This window comes from Streptomyces inhibens (assembly GCF_003389455.1).
In the GTDB taxonomy this organism is placed as follows: Bacteria; Actinomycetota; Actinomycetes; order Streptomycetales; family Streptomycetaceae; genus Streptomyces; species Streptomyces inhibens.
Genome location: NZ_QUAC01000171.1, coordinates 1 through 15,821 on the forward strand (window position 1 = coordinate 1; position 15,821 = coordinate 15,821).

General features: G+C 68.5%; 17 protein-coding genes and 2 pseudogenes. 9 read left to right on the forward strand and 10 right to left on the reverse strand.

Features of this window, described 5'->3' with window-relative positions; translation table 11 throughout:
• Positions 1–204 (reverse strand): annotated as a pseudogene (locus DY245_RS45315) (hypothetical protein); the annotation flags it as partial.
• 233 nt (positions 205–437) lie between these two features.
• Between DY245_RS45315 and DY245_RS21585 the strand changes: the two are divergent.
• Positions 438–1,787, forward strand: coding sequence for an erythromycin esterase family protein (locus DY245_RS21585; protein ID WP_128508888.1), 1,350 nt, complete (start codon positions 438–440; stop codon positions 1,785–1,787).
• An 85-nt stretch (positions 1,788–1,872) separates the two neighbouring features.
• On the opposite strand, the gene DY245_RS21590 is transcribed toward DY245_RS21585, so the two are convergent.
• The 4 genes from DY245_RS21590 to DY245_RS21605 all read right to left on the reverse strand — a co-directional run bounded on the left by DY245_RS21590 (position 1,873) and on the right by DY245_RS21605 (position 6,605).
• Positions 1,873–2,571 (reverse strand): demethylmenaquinone methyltransferase, encoded by a 699-nt coding sequence (locus DY245_RS21590; protein ID WP_128508889.1) that lies wholly within the window; start codon positions 2,569–2,571, stop codon positions 1,873–1,875.
• A gap of 189 nt (positions 2,572–2,760) precedes the next feature.
• Complete coding sequence (locus DY245_RS21595; RefSeq protein WP_128508890.1) at positions 2,761–3,312, reverse strand: hypothetical protein; 552 nt, start codon at positions 3,310–3,312, stop codon at positions 2,761–2,763.
• A 7-nt stretch (positions 3,313–3,319) separates the two neighbouring features.
• Positions 3,320–4,519: a cyclic dehypoxanthinyl futalosine synthase gene (gene mqnC, locus DY245_RS21600; RefSeq protein ID WP_128508891.1), complete on the reverse strand. Its 1,200-nt coding sequence runs from the start codon at positions 4,517–4,519 to the stop codon at positions 3,320–3,322.
• 166 nt (positions 4,520–4,685) lie between these two features.
• On the reverse strand, positions 4,686–6,605 hold the full coding sequence (locus tag DY245_RS21605) for a serine/threonine-protein kinase (RefSeq protein WP_128508892.1): 1,920 nt from the start codon (positions 6,603–6,605) through the stop codon (positions 4,686–4,688).
• A gap of 163 nt (positions 6,606–6,768) precedes the next feature.
• Between DY245_RS21605 and DY245_RS21610 the strand changes: the two genes are divergently transcribed.
• Complete coding sequence (locus tag DY245_RS21610) at positions 6,769–7,893, forward strand: alpha/beta hydrolase (protein ID WP_425329425.1); 1,125 nt, start codon at positions 6,769–6,771, stop codon at positions 7,891–7,893.
• Positions 7,894–7,986: 93 nt separating this feature from the next.
• On the opposite strand, the gene DY245_RS21615 is transcribed toward DY245_RS21610, so the two are convergent.
• Entirely contained in the window at positions 7,987–8,874 is an 888-nt protein-coding gene (locus tag DY245_RS21615) for a menaquinone biosynthetic enzyme MqnA/MqnD family protein (protein WP_128508893.1), read from the reverse strand.
• Positions 8,875–9,123: 249 nt separating this feature from the next.
• Here DY245_RS21615 and DY245_RS21620 point away from each other — a divergent pair, with 249 nt between their 5' ends.
• Complete coding sequence (locus DY245_RS21620) at positions 9,124–9,327, forward strand: cold-shock protein (protein ID WP_003984261.1); 204 nt, start codon at positions 9,124–9,126, stop codon at positions 9,325–9,327.
• A gap of 364 nt (positions 9,328–9,691) precedes the next feature.
• Here the strand turns inward: DY245_RS21620 and DY245_RS21625 are convergent, their stop codons facing one another.
• A complete protein-coding gene (locus DY245_RS21625) occupies positions 9,692–10,045 on the reverse strand; it encodes a hypothetical protein (protein WP_128508894.1) in 354 nt (117 codons plus the stop codon).
• 287 nt (positions 10,046–10,332) lie between these two features.
• On the opposite strand from DY245_RS21625, the gene DY245_RS44535 reads away from it, so the two are divergent.
• From DY245_RS44535 to DY245_RS21635, 3 genes are all read left to right on the forward strand, one after another.
• The gene (locus tag DY245_RS44535; RefSeq protein WP_181923803.1) at positions 10,333–10,470 is read left to right on the forward strand and encodes a hypothetical protein; all 138 of its coding nucleotides are present in this window, start codon (positions 10,333–10,335) and stop codon (positions 10,468–10,470) included.
• Between the two features lie 11 nt (positions 10,471–10,481).
• Positions 10,482–10,793 carry a hypothetical protein gene (locus DY245_RS21630; protein ID WP_128508895.1) on the forward strand — a complete coding sequence of 104 codons (312 nt, stop codon included), beginning with the start codon at positions 10,482–10,484 and terminating at the stop codon, positions 10,791–10,793.
• Positions 10,794–10,932: 139 nt separating this feature from the next.
• On the forward strand, positions 10,933–13,455 hold the full coding sequence (locus DY245_RS21635; protein ID WP_128508896.1) for a tetratricopeptide repeat protein: 2,523 nt from the start codon (positions 10,933–10,935) through the stop codon (positions 13,453–13,455).
• A gap of 4 nt (positions 13,456–13,459) precedes the next feature.
• Here DY245_RS21635 and DY245_RS21640 read toward each other — a convergent pair whose 3' ends face one another.
• Entirely contained in the window at positions 13,460–13,750 is a 291-nt protein-coding gene (locus DY245_RS21640) for a DUF397 domain-containing protein (protein WP_128508897.1), read from the reverse strand.
• Positions 13,731–14,585: a helix-turn-helix domain-containing protein gene (locus DY245_RS21645; protein WP_128508898.1), complete on the reverse strand. Its 855-nt coding sequence runs from the start codon at positions 14,583–14,585 to the stop codon at positions 13,731–13,733. The genes DY245_RS21640 and DY245_RS21645 overlap by 20 nt, the downstream gene beginning before the upstream one ends.
• A 112-nt stretch (positions 14,586–14,697) precedes the next feature.
• Here DY245_RS21645 and DY245_RS21650 point away from each other — a divergent pair, with 112 nt between their 5' ends.
• Positions 14,698–14,907, forward strand: coding sequence for a hypothetical protein (locus DY245_RS21650; protein WP_128508899.1), 210 nt, complete (start codon positions 14,698–14,700; stop codon positions 14,905–14,907).
• Positions 14,908–14,954: 47 nt separating this feature from the next.
• On the forward strand, positions 14,955–15,275 hold the full coding sequence (locus DY245_RS21655) for an ATP-binding protein (RefSeq protein WP_342354207.1): 321 nt from the start codon (positions 14,955–14,957) through the stop codon (positions 15,273–15,275).
• A 94-nt stretch (positions 15,276–15,369) separates the two neighbouring features.
• Here the strand turns inward: DY245_RS21655 and DY245_RS21660 are convergent.
• Positions 15,370–15,618, reverse strand: a pseudogene (locus tag DY245_RS21660) (long-chain fatty acid--CoA ligase); the annotation flags it as partial.
• Positions 15,619–15,664: 46 nt separating this feature from the next.
• Between DY245_RS21660 and DY245_RS44540 the strand changes: the two are divergent.
• A complete protein-coding gene (locus tag DY245_RS44540; protein ID WP_181923801.1) occupies positions 15,665–15,814 on the forward strand; it encodes a hypothetical protein in 150 nt (49 codons plus the stop codon).
• Positions 15,815–15,821 lie beyond the last annotated feature (7 nt).

A 15,821-nucleotide genomic window follows, 5' to 3' on the forward strand; every position in this document is an offset into this window, starting at 1 on the left:
GGCGGAGGCGGCGGGGTGGGCGGCGCGGCCGGGACCGGAGGCTGCGCCGGCACCGGGGGCGGCGGTCCGTCCGGAGCGGGAGGCGCGGCGGCCCGCCGCTCCCGGCCACAGCCCATGCAGAAGCGCGCCTCCGGCGGCGAGGCAGAACCACAGTCCGGGCAGAACGACGACAAGACGGACTCCGGGAGAATCGAGGGGCAGCACGCGCGGCTGCCGCGGGCGAACGAACGTACAGACATCGCTGTCGCACGCATGGTTCCCGGTAGTTGACGCCCCGTGAAGGGACGTTACCCAAGCGAGTCCAAGTCCCGGCCGCCCTGCCCGAGCGGGGGGGGTAACCCCCCGGAAGAGTTCGGTAGTTGCCCCCAGCGCGCGACAGGGGCATCGCTGGCGATGCTTCTCTCACGTCGCAATATGCAAGTTAAGGGGTAAAGAGCATGGCTAGGCACCGGAAGCGCATCAGCCGGCGGGGACTGCTGGTCACGGCGGTGGCCGCGACAGGAGCGGTCCTCACTCCTGTGGCGGTCCAGGCGGCCACAGCCGCCCCGGCCGACGGGAAGCAGAACCCGGTCCGCGCACTGGAGCAAGCGGCCCACCCGCTGCGCTCGACCGAGCCCGGGAAGAACACGGCCGACCTGAGAGCCCTGGACTCGATGATCGGCGACGCCAAGGTGGTCGGCCTCGGCGAGGCCACCCACGGCTCCCACGAGTTCTTCGCCATGAAGGAGCGGGTCTTCCGCCACCTCGTCGAAAAGAAGGGCTTCACCACCTTCGCCCTCGAACTGAGCTGGTCCGCCGGGCTCCAGATCGACGACTACCTCCAGACCGGCAAGGGCGACGCCCGCAAGATCGCCAAGGAGACGCTGACCGACTCCCCCTGGGAACGCGAGGAGTTCGTCAGCCTCATCGAGTGGATGCGCGACTACAACAGCCGCCACCCCGACCGCACCGTCCACTTCATGGGCGACGACATCGGCGCCCCCTCGGTGAACGACGCGTTCTTCGGCCGGGTGACCGGCTATGTGCAGCAGAACCACCCGCAGGCACTGCCGAAGCTCAACGAGCTCTACACCGGCCTGCGCCCGATCGACGACGCCTTCGCCTACCTGCGCAAGCCGCTCGCGGAACGGCAGCAGCTCGCCACCAAGGCACAGCAGGCCCTGGAACTGGTCAGCAGCCAAAAGGGCTCCGGCGAGGCGTTCGCATGGGCCGAGCAGCACGCCCGCACCATCGCCCAGACCGCCAAGTTCCTCACCATCAACCCCGACGACTCGGACTCGTTGCGCACCTTGCAGCGCTACCGCGACGAGGTGATGGCCCAGAACGTCACCTGGTGGCAGCAGCACACCGGACAGAAGATCCTGCTGTCCGCGCACAACAACCACGTCGCCTACGCCGCCAGCACCCCCGAGCTGTACCCGAAGACGCAGGGGTCGTTCCTGCGCGACACGATGGGCAAGAACTACCTCCCCATCGGCTTCACCTTCAACCAGGGCTCCTTCCTGTCGAAGGACACCGCCCTCGGCGGCGACTGGAAGAAGTTCACCGTGGACGCCGCCAAGGCCGGCAGCAACGAGCACACCCTCGACCAGGTCCGCCACCAGAACTTCTACCTCGACGTCCGCAACGCCCCGGCCCCCGCGCGCGACTGGCTGAACACCGCCCGGCCCACGCTCAACGTCGGCACGCAGTTCCCCACGGAGCCGCGCGACGTCGCGCTCGCCAAGGGCTTCGACGTCCTCATCCACCTCCACGAGGTCCGGGAGGCCGACAAGCTGAAGCCGTGACGGCAGGGCCGTGCCGGGACCTGTGGGTCCGAAGTCCCGCCTGTGGGGAGACGACGGGACTTCGGGCTTACTCGTCCAGCGCTTCTCAGCCGGCCGGCCTGGTCCCCCGGTGCAGCGCCACGACGCCACCCGTCAGATTGCGCCAGGCCACCTTCGTCCAGCCCACGCCCTGGAGGCGGGCGGCGAGCTCGGGCTGGTTGGGCCAGGTGCGGATGGACTCGGCGAGATAGACGTACGCGTCCGGGTTGCTGCTGACCGCACGGGCGACCGGCGGCAGTGCGCGCATCAGGTACTCGGTGTAGACGGTCCGGAACGGCGCCCAGGTCGGCTCGCTGAACTCGCAGATCACCACCCGGCCGCCGGGCTTGGTGACCCGGTAGAGCTCCGCCAGCGCGGCGTCCGTGTCCTGGATGTTGCGCAGCCCGAAGGAGATGGTGACGGCGTCGAACACCTCGTCCGCGAACGGCAGCCGGGTGCCGTCACCGGCCGCGAACGGCAGCCACGGGTGCCGCTTCTTGCCCTCCTGGAGCATGCCGACGGAGAAGTCGCACGGCACGACGTACGCACCGGACCTGGCGAACGGCAGCGAGGAGGTGCCGGTGCCGGCCGCGAGGTCGAGCACCCGCTCGGCGGGCCGGGCGGCCACCGCGCGCTCCACCTCCTTGCGCCACAGCCGCGCCTGCCCCAGGGAGAGCACGTCGTTGGTGAGGTCGTACCGCGCCGCCACGTCGTCGAACATCGCGGCGACTTCGTGCGGCTGCTTGTCCAGGGATGCTCGGGTCACCCGGCCATTGTCCACCGTGTGGCCCCGGCCGCCCGCACCGGGCACGGCCCGGCGGCACAAGTGGCAAAAGGTCGGTCGGGGACGGCCGTATGCCCCCCTCGGACGGGCCCTGGCGCGGCGGCTGGACGGGCCCCTGGGCCGGCGGCCTACGGGCCCTGGCGCGGCGGCCCGGGGCCGCGGCGGGCGAGCTCAGCGGCGGCGGTGGACCAGGCGGCCGGCGAGGACGGTGGCCAGACAGCTGCCGTCGTCGGCGAAGACGGCGAAGTGGGCCGCGCCCCCGACGGTCAGTGCGCGCGGGCCGCCGCCGGGCAGCTCCACGAGGCCGGACCGCTGGACGGCCGTACGGACCGCGGGCCGGGTGAACGGCCCGGTCAGCGCCGTCGTCCCGGTGGCCAGGAGGCGCTGGAGACCACGGCGGGCACTGGCGCCCCAACGGGTCTCGGTCATCTCCAGGGCGGCGAGCGCCTCGCCCGTGACCGGCTCGCTGCCGAGCTCATCGGCCTCGCGCGGGTCGGGGTGGTAGGCGGCTTCCAACAGCGCGGCGCCCTCGGTTTCCTGGCGGCCGGGGGTCAGTACGCCGTCCCACTCCCGGACGCGCGCCTTCCCCCCGTAGGCCGCCCACAGCTCCTCGTACGGGCCGATGGCGGCGAGGCGGGCGCCGTCGACGACGACCGCATGCCCGGGATCCAGCCGGCCGTCGTGGACCAGCTGGACACCGCGCACACGGTGGAGGGTCAGCACCCGTCGCCTACTTGGCCTCGACGAGCTTCAGCTCCGGATGCGCCGTGCCGCCCTCGATCGCCGTCGAGGACAAATGCGAGACGACCTTGTCGTCGACCGGGTCGTTGGCCGGGTCGTCGTGCACGAGCAGGTGCTCGTACGTCGTCGCGCGCTGCGCCGGGACCCGGCCCGCCTTGCGGATCAGGTCGATGATCTCCATGCGGTTGGAGCGGTGCTTGGCACCGGCCGAGGAGACCACGTTCTCCTCCAGCATGATCGAGCCGAGGTCGTCCGCGCCGTAGTGCAGCGACAGCTGGCCGACCTCCTTGCCGGTGGTCAGCCACGAGCCCTGGATGTGCGCGATGTTGTCGAGGAAGATCCGGGCGATGGCGATCATGCGCAGGTACTCGAAGAGGGTGGCCTGCGTCTGGCCCTTCAGGTGGTTGTTCTCCGGCTGGTAGGTGTACGGGATGAAGGCGCGGAAGCCGCCCGTACGGTCCTGGACGTCGCGGATCATCCGCAGATGCTCGATCCGCTCGGCGTTGGTCTCGCCGGTGCCCATCAGCATCGTGGACGTCGACTCCACGCCCAGCTTGTGGGCCGCCTCCATGATCTCCAGCCAGCGCTCGCCGGACTCCTTCAGCGGCGCGATCGCCTTGCGCGGCCGCGCCGGCAGCAGCTCGGCACCGGCGCCCGCGAAGGAGTCGAGCCCCGCGGCGTGGATACGCGAGATGGCCTCTTCGACGGACACCTTGGAGATCCGGGCCATGTGCTCGACCTCGGAGGCGCCGAGGGAGTGGATGACCAGCTGCGGGAACGCCTTCTTGATGGCCGAGAAGTGCTTCTCGTAGTACTCGACGCCGTAGTCCGGGTGGTGGCCGCCCTGGAACATGATCTGGGTGCCGCCCAGTTCGACGGTCTCCGCGCAGCGGCGCAGGATGTCGTCGAGGTCGCGGGTCCAGCCCTTGGCGGTGTCCTTGGGCGCGGCGTAGAAGGCGCAGAACTTGCAGGCCGTCACGCACACATTGGTGTAGTTGATGTTGCGCTCGATGATGTACGTCGCGATGTGCTCGGTACCGGCGTAGCGGCGGCGGCGCACGGCGTCGGCGGCCTTGCCCAGCGCATGCAGCGGCGCGGAGCGGTACAGGTCGAGCGCTTCCTCCGGCGTGATGCGACCGCCCTGGGCGGCACGGTCGAGTACGGACTGGAGGTCGGCGTTCTCGGTCACCGGGGCGTCCCTTTCGCAGGCGGGCATCACGACTGAACCAGCGTACGTCAGGGGTCCGACAGCCTCGCTGGCGGCCGGGCCACCGGCCGACGCGATTCAGCCGCTCCCGTTACCGCCCCGCGTACCGGTCCGCCGATGCCGCCTCAACCGCCTCCCGGCGCCGCCTTCACCGCTTCGTCAGCGTCGCCTTGGGCGTCCCGCCCGCCTCGTCGTCCGAGGTGAACTCGATCGTGCCGCCCTTGCCGAGCGTGTACGTCACCCGGGACGTGTTGCCCGTGCAGCCGGGGCCCTGTTTGCCGTCCGAGCGCTCCATGAGCACCAGCTTGGTGTCGGTGGCCGACTCCAGCTTGGCCTTGGCCTCGCAGCGCACCAGCACCGCGTCGTAGGTGGTGTGGATGACGTAATCGCCCTTGCCGCCGGCCTTGATGACGCTGGTCAACGTGCCGTTGGGGATTCCGTGCGAGGTGGTGATGCTGCCGGTCCAGGTGCCGAGGAAGGCCTTGGCCACGGTGGGCCCGCCCGCACTGCCGTCGCCCGGGTCGGACGGCCCGGCCGACTTGGACGGCGGCTTGGCGCCGGCCTGCGCACCGCTGTCGGCGTTGCCGCCCACCCCCGGCATCAGCTGGAAGACGAACGCCGCGGTCGTCGCGGCGGCCAGCGCACCGGCCACCGACAACACCAGCGTGCAGCTCACCCGCCGCGGCCGGTCCTTGCCACCGACCGCGCCGGACAGCGCGATCCGCCGCTCCCCGGCCGTGGGCGACGCGGCCCCGGTCGGCAGGTCGGCGATACCGGGGGCGGTCGGCGGGTGCGCGGGCCCGGTTGCCGGGAAGACCGACGGGCCGCCGGCGACCGGCCAGGACGTGGACTGCGGCGGAGGGCCGGGCGGCCGGGCAGGGATGCCGGTGGCCCCGGAGGCGCCCGGAACCTGCGCCTGCGCATCGAACGGCACCAGCCCGGACACCGCCCCGTACGAGGGATCCGGCGGCCCGAACGCCCCACCGGGCGACACTCCCGCACCGGCTGCGCCCACCGGGCCCGCGCCTACCGGGCCCGCGCCCGCCGAGCCACCGCCCGGAGCCGGGCCCCAGCCTCCCGCGCCCGCTTTTGTCCCTGCCCCGGCCCCCGCGTCCGCCCGCTCCCCCGCATCGCGCCCCGCTTCGGCCCCCTCGTCAAGCCCCGCATCAAGGTTCAGCAGCTCCACCGCCTGCCGGCTGACCCGCTCGACCAGCGCGGCGGGCAGCCACCCGGCCCGCACCAGCCCCGCCGCGCCACCGCTCCCCGCACCCGCGAGGCGGGCCGCCAGCGTCTTGGGTGCGGGGCGGTCCGCAGGGTCCTTGACGAGGCAGCCGGCCACCAACTCCCGTAGCTCACCCGTGAGTTGGGAGCCCAGCTCCGGCTCCTCATGGACGACCTTGTAGAGCAGGGCGGCCGAGGAGTCGCCCGAGAACGGGCCGGCGCCGGTCGCCGCGAAGGCCAGCACCGCGCCGAGCGAGAAGACATCGGCGGCGCCCGCCGCCCCCTTGCCCAGGATCTGTTCGGGCGCCATATAGCCGGGCGACCCGACGGAGACGCCGGTCGAGGTGAGCGACGCGGTGCCCTCCGTGGCCCGCGCGATCCCGAAGTCGATCAGCAGCGGCCCGTCGAGCGTCAGCAGCACATTGGACGGCTTCACGTCCCGGTGCACCAGCCCGAGACCGTGCACCGCGGCCAGCGCCTCGGCCAGCCCCGCGCCCAGCGCCCGTACGGAGTGCTCGGCCAGCGGCCCGACTTCGGCGACGGCCTGAGCGAGCGAGGGGCCGGCGACATAGCCGGTGGCGATCCAGGGGACGGTGGCGTCCGGGTCGGCGTCCAGCACCGGCGCGGTCCAGGCCCCGCCCACCCGCCGCGCGGACTCGATCTCACGCCGGAAACGGGCCCGGAACTGGTCGTCGACGGCGAAGTGCGCATGGACGACCTTCACCGCGACGGTCCGCCCGCCCGCACTGCGCCCGAGGTAGACCCGGCCCATCCCGCCCGCGCCGAGCCGCCCCAGCAGCCGGTATCCGCCCAGAACCCGTGGATCGTCCGCTGCCAGCGGCTCCATGGCGCCTCCCCCTCGATACGGCGCACCCAGCTTATGACGCACGTCATGCCCGCCCCGTTGAACCCTCCACCCCGCTTTTGCCCTCAAACAGTGCGCAACTCGACCATCCTGCCCTCGCGGCAGCCCTGCCTTCGCGGCAGCGTCACCGTCCGGAGAAGCGTCCGTGCCCCACCCTCCCCAGGAAGCACCCCCGCGCCCCGCCCGGCCCCTCGCCGACCCTCTGTCCGGCGCACGCCAGGAGCCCCGCGCCGGACGCCGTAGGCCGACAAGGCGGACGCTGATCACCGGAGCGCTCTTCACAACCCTGGCGCTGCTCGCCTACCCCGTCCTGAAATACGGACAGGTGGGCTCCGGCATCGGCGAGCCCATGTCGTTCAACGAGCCGGCCCCCGACGGCGGTGCCGGGAGGCACACAGCCCTCTCCGCCGACCCGTCCGTACGGATGCCGACCGGCCCGCAGGCGGATTTCCGCACGGCCGACACGCTCGGCGACGGCACCAAGATCGGCGTGACCACGCTCAAGGGGAAGAAGTCCGGGTTCACCGGCAAGGTGTGGGTGTGGGCGCCCGAGGAGTACTACGAGGAGCGGTACCGCAACAGCGCGTTCCCGGTGCTGATCGCGCTGCCCGGAGGCCGCGGCTACCCCGTGAACTACTGGACGCGCCCCGACCTCAAACTGCAGCGCACCCTCGCTGACCTCACCGCACTCGGCCGCAGCAAGCCCTTCCTCCTCGTCATGCCGGTGCTCAACCCCGACAAGGCCCACTACTACGACGGCAGTGACATACCGGGACAGCCGAAGATGGGCACCTGGCTGTCCGACGACGTCCCCGACCTGGTCAAGGCCAACTTCCGGACGTTCACCAGCCGCGACGGCTGGGCCTTCATGGGCTCCTCGTCCGGCGGCTTCGCCGGCCTCAAGCAGGTGCTCCAGCATCCGGACCGCTTCAAGGCGGTGATCGCCAGCGGCCCCGACACCCGCCCGGACTCCCCGTTGTGGCGCGGCCACGAGAAGGAGATGCGGGCGAACGACCCCGAGCGGCTGGCCGCCCGCCTCGCGGCCCGCCCCGGCGCCCCGGACGTGCACCTGCAGTTCCAGATAGGCACGAAGGAACGCGGCCGGGCCAACCTGGAGCGCTTCCTACGCACCTGCGCCAAGGGCCCGGTCAAGGCCGAACTGCACGTCATCCAGGACGGCGGCCACAACGCCAAGGGCTATGTCCGCGGTATGCGGGACGCGAGCCTGGAGGCGATCAGCAAGGTACTGCGCGGCCCGACGCCGTCGTAGTGGCCGCCGCTTTGACGCCGCCGTAGTGGCCGCCGTTTCCGTGACCGGGCCGCGGAAGCCGCTAACGGGTGCCGGCGCCCAGCAGGTCCACCGTCACCCCAACAGAGCCACCTTCACATCCGCCGGGAATCCGGTCGTCGGCCCGACCCGCCGCGCGAATTCCGTGACGCCCCGCAGCTGCTCCGCCCCGAAGCGGAAGTCCAGCGTGGTGAAGTAGCGCTCCAGCACCGGCTCGTCGAAGGTCTCCCAGCGCGCCGCCTGCTCGGCGACCTTGCCGACCTCCTCCAGCGACAGATCACGCGAGGCGAGAAACGCCTCATGCACCTTCTGCACCACGGCCGGCTCGCGCTCCAGGTAGTCGCGCCGGGTCGCCCATACGGCGAAGACGAACGGCAGCCCCGTCCAGTCCTTCCACATCTGGCCGAGGTCGTGCACCTCCAGGCCGAGCCGCGGCCCGTCGTGCAGATTGGCGCGCAGCGCGGCGTCACCGATCAGCACCGCCGCGTCCGCCTCCTGCATCATCAGGCCGAGGTCCGGCGGACAGGTGTAGTACTCGGGCTGCACCCCGATCTTCTCGGCGAGCAGCAGCTGCGCCAGCCGTACGGAGGTACGCGAGGTCGAGCCCAGGGCCACCCGGGCGCCGTCCAGCTTGTCCAGCGGCTTCTGCGAGACGATCACGCAGGACATCACCGGCCCGTCGCAGCCGACCGCGAGGTCGGGGAAGGCGACAAGATCGTCGGCGGCGCGCAGGAATTCGACGAGCGTGACCGGCGCGATGTCGAGATCCCCGCGGACCAGCTGCTCGCTGAGCTTCTCCGGCGTGTCCTTGCTGAGGTCCAGATCGAGCAGGGTGCCCGTACGGGCGAGGCCCCAGTAAAGGGGCAGGCAGTTCAGGAACTGGATGTGGCCCACTCGCGGCCGGATGCGACGTTGATCGGCGTCGGCTCCTGCGGGTGCGTCTCCGAAGGTTGAATTGTCCACATGCGGAGGCTAGACCCGTCTCCCATGGGGTAGCGCGGCGGGGCGGCGTATGGACGTCAGTGCGGTCCGTTAAACGTGATCTTTGGCTCTTCCGCCTCACGAGCGCACCATGCTACGCTCAGCGCAAGTTGCAGTTTGGTTTCCCTTGCAGTACAGAGCCTGCGGAGCATGTGACCCCGCAGGCTCTTGTAGTTTCAGACTTCTTTGCAGGTTCTGGAGCAGGGCAACCCTTTGGCCCAAGGAGGGCTTATGGCTACCGGAACCGTCAAGTGGTTCAACGCTGAAAAGGGCTTCGGCTTCATCGCCCAGGACGGCGGCGGCCCGGATGTCTTCGTCCACTACTCGGCGATCAACGCCTCTGGTTTCCGCTCCCTGGAGGAGAACCAGCAGGTGAACTTCGACGTCACGCAGGGCCCGAAGGGTCCGCAGGCGGAGAACGTTACGCCGGTCTAAGTTGCCCGGCCCGGAATAATTCCAGGTCGCCCCAAGCAGTACCCAAGGAGCCTCGCTCCGCCACTTCGGTGGCGAGCGGGGCTCCTGCCTTTTGATTGCGGCCTGATTTACCGACGATATAAATGGCCACTACATGAACTTTTACCGTCCGGCGCATTACGCAGCGCGTAACGCGTAACTCGGCACCGAATTGCCCGCCCGGCAGTTCACCGCGGGGGCTTACGGGCCCAGGCAATCGGACCACGCCCGATGACGGCCAATGGCGACGCCCAATGACGCATCCGGCCGCCGGGCTGCCGTGGCGGTCGCTCGCTTCCGGCTTACGAAATCGCGCCAGTTGCGGAAGCGAGGACAGGCCGGCGACTCAGAAGAAGACCGTGAGCAGCAAGGGCACAACCGAGGCCGAGACCGCAGCACCGGCGATGGCCAGGGCGATACGCGGTGTGCGCCAGCGCAGATTCCATGGGAAAACGCAGGAGAGCAGGGCCAAGCCGACACCGGTCAGGTAGAGGTAGGGCGCGCTCTTCAGGGGGACCATGACGCTGTCCGGGCAGCTGTCGGGGCCACAGGAGTCCGTAGCCATGGTCGCGAAGCCCAAGAGGAAGAAGGCGGGCAGATAGAGGCTCGCGATAACGGAAAGCGCGATCAGCGGCGGACACCACCACTTACGGTCACGGGCCTTCTGCGCCGACGGGTGACCGGCCGGACTCCGGGGCACGGCGGCGGTCGCAACGTGGTCCGCGCCGACAGGCCGTGACACGTGGTCGTACGGGACGGGCTGCGGCGGCCGAGCAGGCGCATGGGTCATGGTGGTAGTCAACCCTCCAGGGCGCGGAGTGCCATCAGGAAATGTACTCAGCCAGGTGCGGACAAGTACTCACCCCGCGGCAGCCAGCAAGGATCGGGCACCGAGCAGGCGCATAGAGCAGGTGTGCGGATCGCGCGTATCGAACTGATCACGGAAAGTGGTCACATCGGAACATGACGCGGCCTACGGTGGGCAAGATGAGCGAGAACATGCCCCCGCAGAAGCCCTGCCCCGACTGCGGTGGCAGAGGAACCGTGGACTGGGAGACGCAGACCGGCGACAAGGTCACCACACAGTGCTCCGGATGCGGCGGCACCGGAACCGTCCTGGCATAGGGGAGGCAGACGTGGCGGCCTTTAGTAGGAACGGCAAGCCGGTCGGCCTGGACGCGCAGTACGTCGGCAAGCTGCCGTGCTCGACCTGCGGAATACGGTCGATGAAGCTGCCCGGGCGGCAGGGCGGCCTGTGCATCCCCTGCTATGCCGAGGAGTGTTCGGCCGCGGGGCGACGGGCGGCGACGGCCGGTGCGTGGGTCACGGCGAATTTCGTGGGCGACCCGTGTCTTGCATGCGGGTCGAGGTCCGTCGACGCCAACGGCTGGGCGTTCTGGTGCAACTCCTGCGATATGCAGACGGCGGTGGCGCTGCCGCCGCGATGAGCCCACCGCGGTGATGGGTGCGGCAGTTGGTTGCCCTGTCTACAACGGCCTTCATGCGTAGCGTGGAAGGTGAGGCACGAGCAGAGTACGGTCCCCGGCCGTACTCGCTGTCGCACCACCGCACGCCCCGAAGTCCCCCATGTTCAACGGCCGAGAAGAAAACGAACGCAGCCTGACGGCGCCGCTGCCGGCTCCCCGGTTTGTGGCCTGGTGGGTATGGAGCGGCATGGGCCTTCTCGGCTTGATTGGTGTGTTGTGGTGGTCAGCGGACACGAAAGGGACCTCTACAGGCGCACGGCTGGCGATCTTCCTGGTCCTGATGCTGCTCGTGTATTTGCTGTGGAGGGCAACGCGAGCCTGGCTGGCTTACAAGCCGGGAGCGGTGGACGTACAGCAATTGGAGGACGCCACGCCGGCAAGCACCCCCAAACCGTCCGACGTCGACCTGACGGCCAAGCTGCGCCAGCGGCTGTCCGACAGCAGCATGTATCCGCCGACGACGCTGCCCGCCCAGGCCCCGCCCGAAACGTTCTTGGAACTGCTCGGCGATGTCGAGATCGATCCCAAAAAGCTGGGAACCGCGCTACCAAGACTGCTCAGCCGACTACGTCCAAAGCTGGCCTACCGGGTCGGAGGGGTCCTCCAGTTCCGCAAGATGGCGCCGGATCAGTTCGGAATGACAGTCACCGTTACCGCGTTCCTGTTCGGCGGCTCGCGCGCGACAACCATTTGGGGAAGCGATTGGAACGACGTCATTCGCAAAGCCAGCAGCTGGGTCATCAGCACGCTGTTGCCCGTCACCCGAGCGGGCAGGATGCCGCCCTGGCGCCGGTGGTGGGGGCGAGAGCTCAATCCCGAGTTGTATGAGGCGTACCAGGAGGCGAACGAGCTGAGCCGCGCCGGGCGGCATCTTGAGGCACTGGAAAAGTACTTCACCACGGTAAGGCTCGACCCCAAGAACCCCTACCTACGGGCCGAACTGGCGGAGACACAGGAGAAGTTGGGGCTGCACATCGATGCGCTCGACACCTGCCAAAGGGCGCTCGCGCTCGACGGGCAGTATGCAGGCAGTTATCGAGAACGTCTATGGCTAGGGCGTCACCGACTCCGATATTTCTGGCATCCGCGCCGCTTCCGTGAATTGCTGGGCCTCCGGTACCGCAATTCGATCATCCTTGGCACCGCCGAGGTGACGGCAGATCAGTGGTGCAATGGCAAGGGAACCAATGGCGAACATACGGGTAAGAACCTGACACCGCTCCTTGTGGAGCGGTACTGGCCCACCGTCCCACGCTTGACCGGAACTGGACAGAACGAGCAAACCTGCAAGGATTCACTGTGGAAAATGTTGACGAATAGAGCGGACCGAGAAAAGATTCGCCTGGTCTTTCAACTTGCTTCCTGGCAGGAGACGAAACTTCTTGCCCGGGATAACAAATGGGCCAGCGTCTGGCTCTACTGGCCTGTTTTGCTGTGGAGTTGGGCTCGGATGATCTGGCCCGCTGCGTACTACCAAAGCGTGCGCGGCCCTCGACCTCCGGTTACCCTCGGAGCCTTTCGGGTCAACCGTAAGGCCTGGGCACCATTGCGCCTGGCCTGGGCCAGCTGGGCGTACAACGAGAGCCGAGGAGAGCGGGAAAGGCGCGCTCAAACTGGCTGGGGCGCTAGATCCAAGATCGCCTGGAATGGACTGAACGTCAAATTTCTCGAACGTAAGCTTCGGTCCGCGACCCGGAGGGCGCGCGGCGACTGGCTCACCAACTACAACGTGGCGTGCGCCTACGCCGTTGCGGTGCAAGCCGATTGGGATGATGTGCACCGCCAGCGAGATCTCGCCCGGCACGCCGTCGAACACCTTGAGAAGGCAGTGCTGACCACCAGAAAGAACTTCACCATGGTTGAGCGAGCATGGCTAGTCGAGGAGGACCCCGATCTGACTCCGCTTCGAGATAAGAAGACGCCCGGGAATGAACTCTTCAATGATTTCGCGCGGACTGCGTACCCGAGGGCTGAAACGTTCGAGGAGAACCCTCCGGGCCGTCAACCCGACGAACAGCTAAGGGAGTACGACTACCGGCTCCTCGAAGAGACCGCCAAAGTGATGCAGCAGGTCTGGAATCGACGGAGCGAGACGGCAGACATTGATATTCAGCGCGCGGCAGAATGGCTTCGCACCGAGAGCAAGATCTGGATGTTCATACGACAGATCTCTGGCAAGGAGAACAAATACAGGTGGCAGGACCGGGTGAGTCTGATCCACTATATCCAGGCCGACTGCCGGTCAGCGTCTTGCTCTGCCCCAGGATTCCCGCCCCCGTTGGTGCTGGACGAAACCACCTCCACGAACGCCCGGCCGGGTCCCACGAAGGTCGAGAATGCTCTGGCGACTTTGAACCGCGATATCGCAACGGCACACGCCTACTCAACCAGCGATCAGGGCCAAAAACTTCTCCGGGAGCGCGCTGCGGACGGTGTGGCACGCCTGGATGCGCCGACGATCCGCCAGCTGTCCATGGGGTACGCGGCGGCCTGGCAGACCCTCGACGACTGGCTGGAGCGGGAAGTCGATCACAGGCAGTTCCGCAAGGCCCTGGGAAGAGTTCCGCAGCTGACGCGACCGTTCCCCTCGACAGCTCACGGACCGCCGAACCTGGAGATTTGATCAGCTAGCCGATCAAGTCGGCCTTCACGGCCGTGATGAAGCGGTCCCAGGCGCCGGCCGGGATGAGCAGCGCCGCCCCGTCAGGGTTCTTGGAGTCCCGGACGGGGACGAGGCCCGGGAAGTCGTCGGCGACCTCGACGCAGTCGGCGCCTTCGGCGTTGCTGTAGCTGCTCTTGCGCCAGTTGGCGGCGCCGAGGAATCCTTCGGCGACCTCAAGGCATTCGCCGCCGTCACCATTGCTGTAGCTGCTCTTGCGCCAATGCGCAGCGCTCAAGTCAAGGTCCTTGCTGGCCATTTCGGTAGTCCTCAGCCGCTTCTTCGATGATGGCAAGGGACGCCTCCGGTGGCAGTGCGGCGGCCCTGAGCCGATCGTATGCCTTGCGGTACTGCTTCACGAGGGCCGGATCGTCAATGGTCTGGCCGTGGTACGGCCCCTCCGTGTACATCAGCGGCGGCTCGTCATCGAACTCCATGAACATGAGCGACAGTTCCATGAAGGGCCGGGTCAGCGCATTCCGCGGCAGGATCTGCAGAAAGACGCGACGCCCCCGCACCAAGGCGGCGATCTGGTCCAGCTGTTCGGCCATCGCCAAAGGCGGAAGGAGTGGGTTCGGGCGCACCAAGGACTCGTCCAGGATGACCCAGTACTCCAGCTTGCCCGGAGCGTCGAAGAGTTTGGCTCGCAGCAGCCGAGCCCGGACCTTCGCATCGACCTCCTCGGGGAGGTCGAGCGGATGCGTGGAGTGGACGACCGCCCGCGCATACGCTTCGGTCTGCAGCAAGCCCGGGATGAGCGCATTACTCCACCGCTCGATGGTCCGGGCCCGTGTCTCAGCCTCCGCGATCGGCGCGAAGTACTCAGCGTGCGCGCCCCGCCTGGCCTTCCGTACGTCGTCGCAACGCCGCTCAAAGAACCCGTCGGTCTTCAGCACACGGTCCACATGACGGGCCAGATCCGACGGCATGCGTCGCTTCCCGCGCTCGATCTCGCTCAGGTAGCTCACGCCGTAGAAGCTGCCCTCCACGAGAGCCTGGAGCGTGAGCCCCGCAGCCTCCCGCTTCCAGCGCAACTCCTTGCCGTAGAAAGCGGGGACGCTCGCCGAGCCGTCAATGTCCTTGGGTGCAGCCATGGTTACCCGTTTCGCGCTTCACGCAGTGGAGTCCAATTCGCTTCCACGCTACGCCGCGTGACGTCACTCTGTGAGGGCTTCGTCACAATGCGCACAGGGAGGCGTACCACTTATGCCCAACCACATCCACGACGACGTACACGACTGCACCGAGTTGCTCCGCGCCGCACTCAAGGCCCACGGCATCACGTTGCCGTCACTCGGTGTCGATCTGCCGAGCCTCGTCGGCAGTTACGCGATTCCCCTCGTCGCCCTCGGCAACTGCAACACCGCCACCGCTCGCCGGCTGGCCGAGGCGCTGCGCAAGGCCGCCGTGCAATGAAGCGCCCGCTCACGCTTGAGCTGTTGGCCCTGCCCAAAGAAGTTCCCGTGGTCCGGCACGCCGTGCGCGAGCATCTGGGCGGGCCGTGCGCCGAGGTGCAGCTCTGCGTCACCGAAATACTGGGGAATGTGATCCGGCACCTCGGGGAGGGCACGCCCGTGACCGTCCGCATCAGGGGCGCCGACGGTGGCCGTACTCGCGTGGAGGTCAGCGATCCGGACCCCCGTGCGCTGCCGGTGCTGCTGGAGGCGACCGGTGAGGACGAGTCGGGGCGGGGCCTGGCGCTGCTGGATGCCGTCTCCGTGCGGTGGGGCGTGCTGCGGGGCGGCGACGGCAAGACCGTGTGGTGCGAGCTGGCGGAGGCGTAGTGCCGGAGATACGACAGACCCCGTGCCACCTCCCCCACAGAGGTGACACGGGGTTCCAGTTTGACGCGGTAAAGGCCCCGGCTCCAGAGCGGAGTCACTTCCTTTCGTAAAGCGCGGCTATGTCTTTGGCGAAATCTCGGGCCACGGCGGACCGGCGCAGCTTCAGAGATGGGGTGAGATGCCCGGTTTCCTCACTGAAGTCCGCCGGAATCACCGCGAAATGACGAATGGATTCGGCCCGGGAGACCGGATCGTTGGCGTCATCGACGGCGCGCTGGAGATCGGCCAGCAAGCGCCCGTCGTGAACCAGTTCCTCAGGCGGCACGTTCTGCTTCTTGTGCAGAGGAGGGCGCCATCGACCCCGAGGACCTGGCCCACGTCTCGCCGTAGTGACCAAGCACATCCGCCGCTTCGGCGAGTACTCCACCCATGAACTCGGCCTCCAGCCCGAGGCGTACGACCCGCACCTGGACGTCGACTTCAGCCCGCTCCGCGGCGACAGCCCGCCCGCACCGGACGGCTACAGCCAGGCGTCCTGATCCAGGC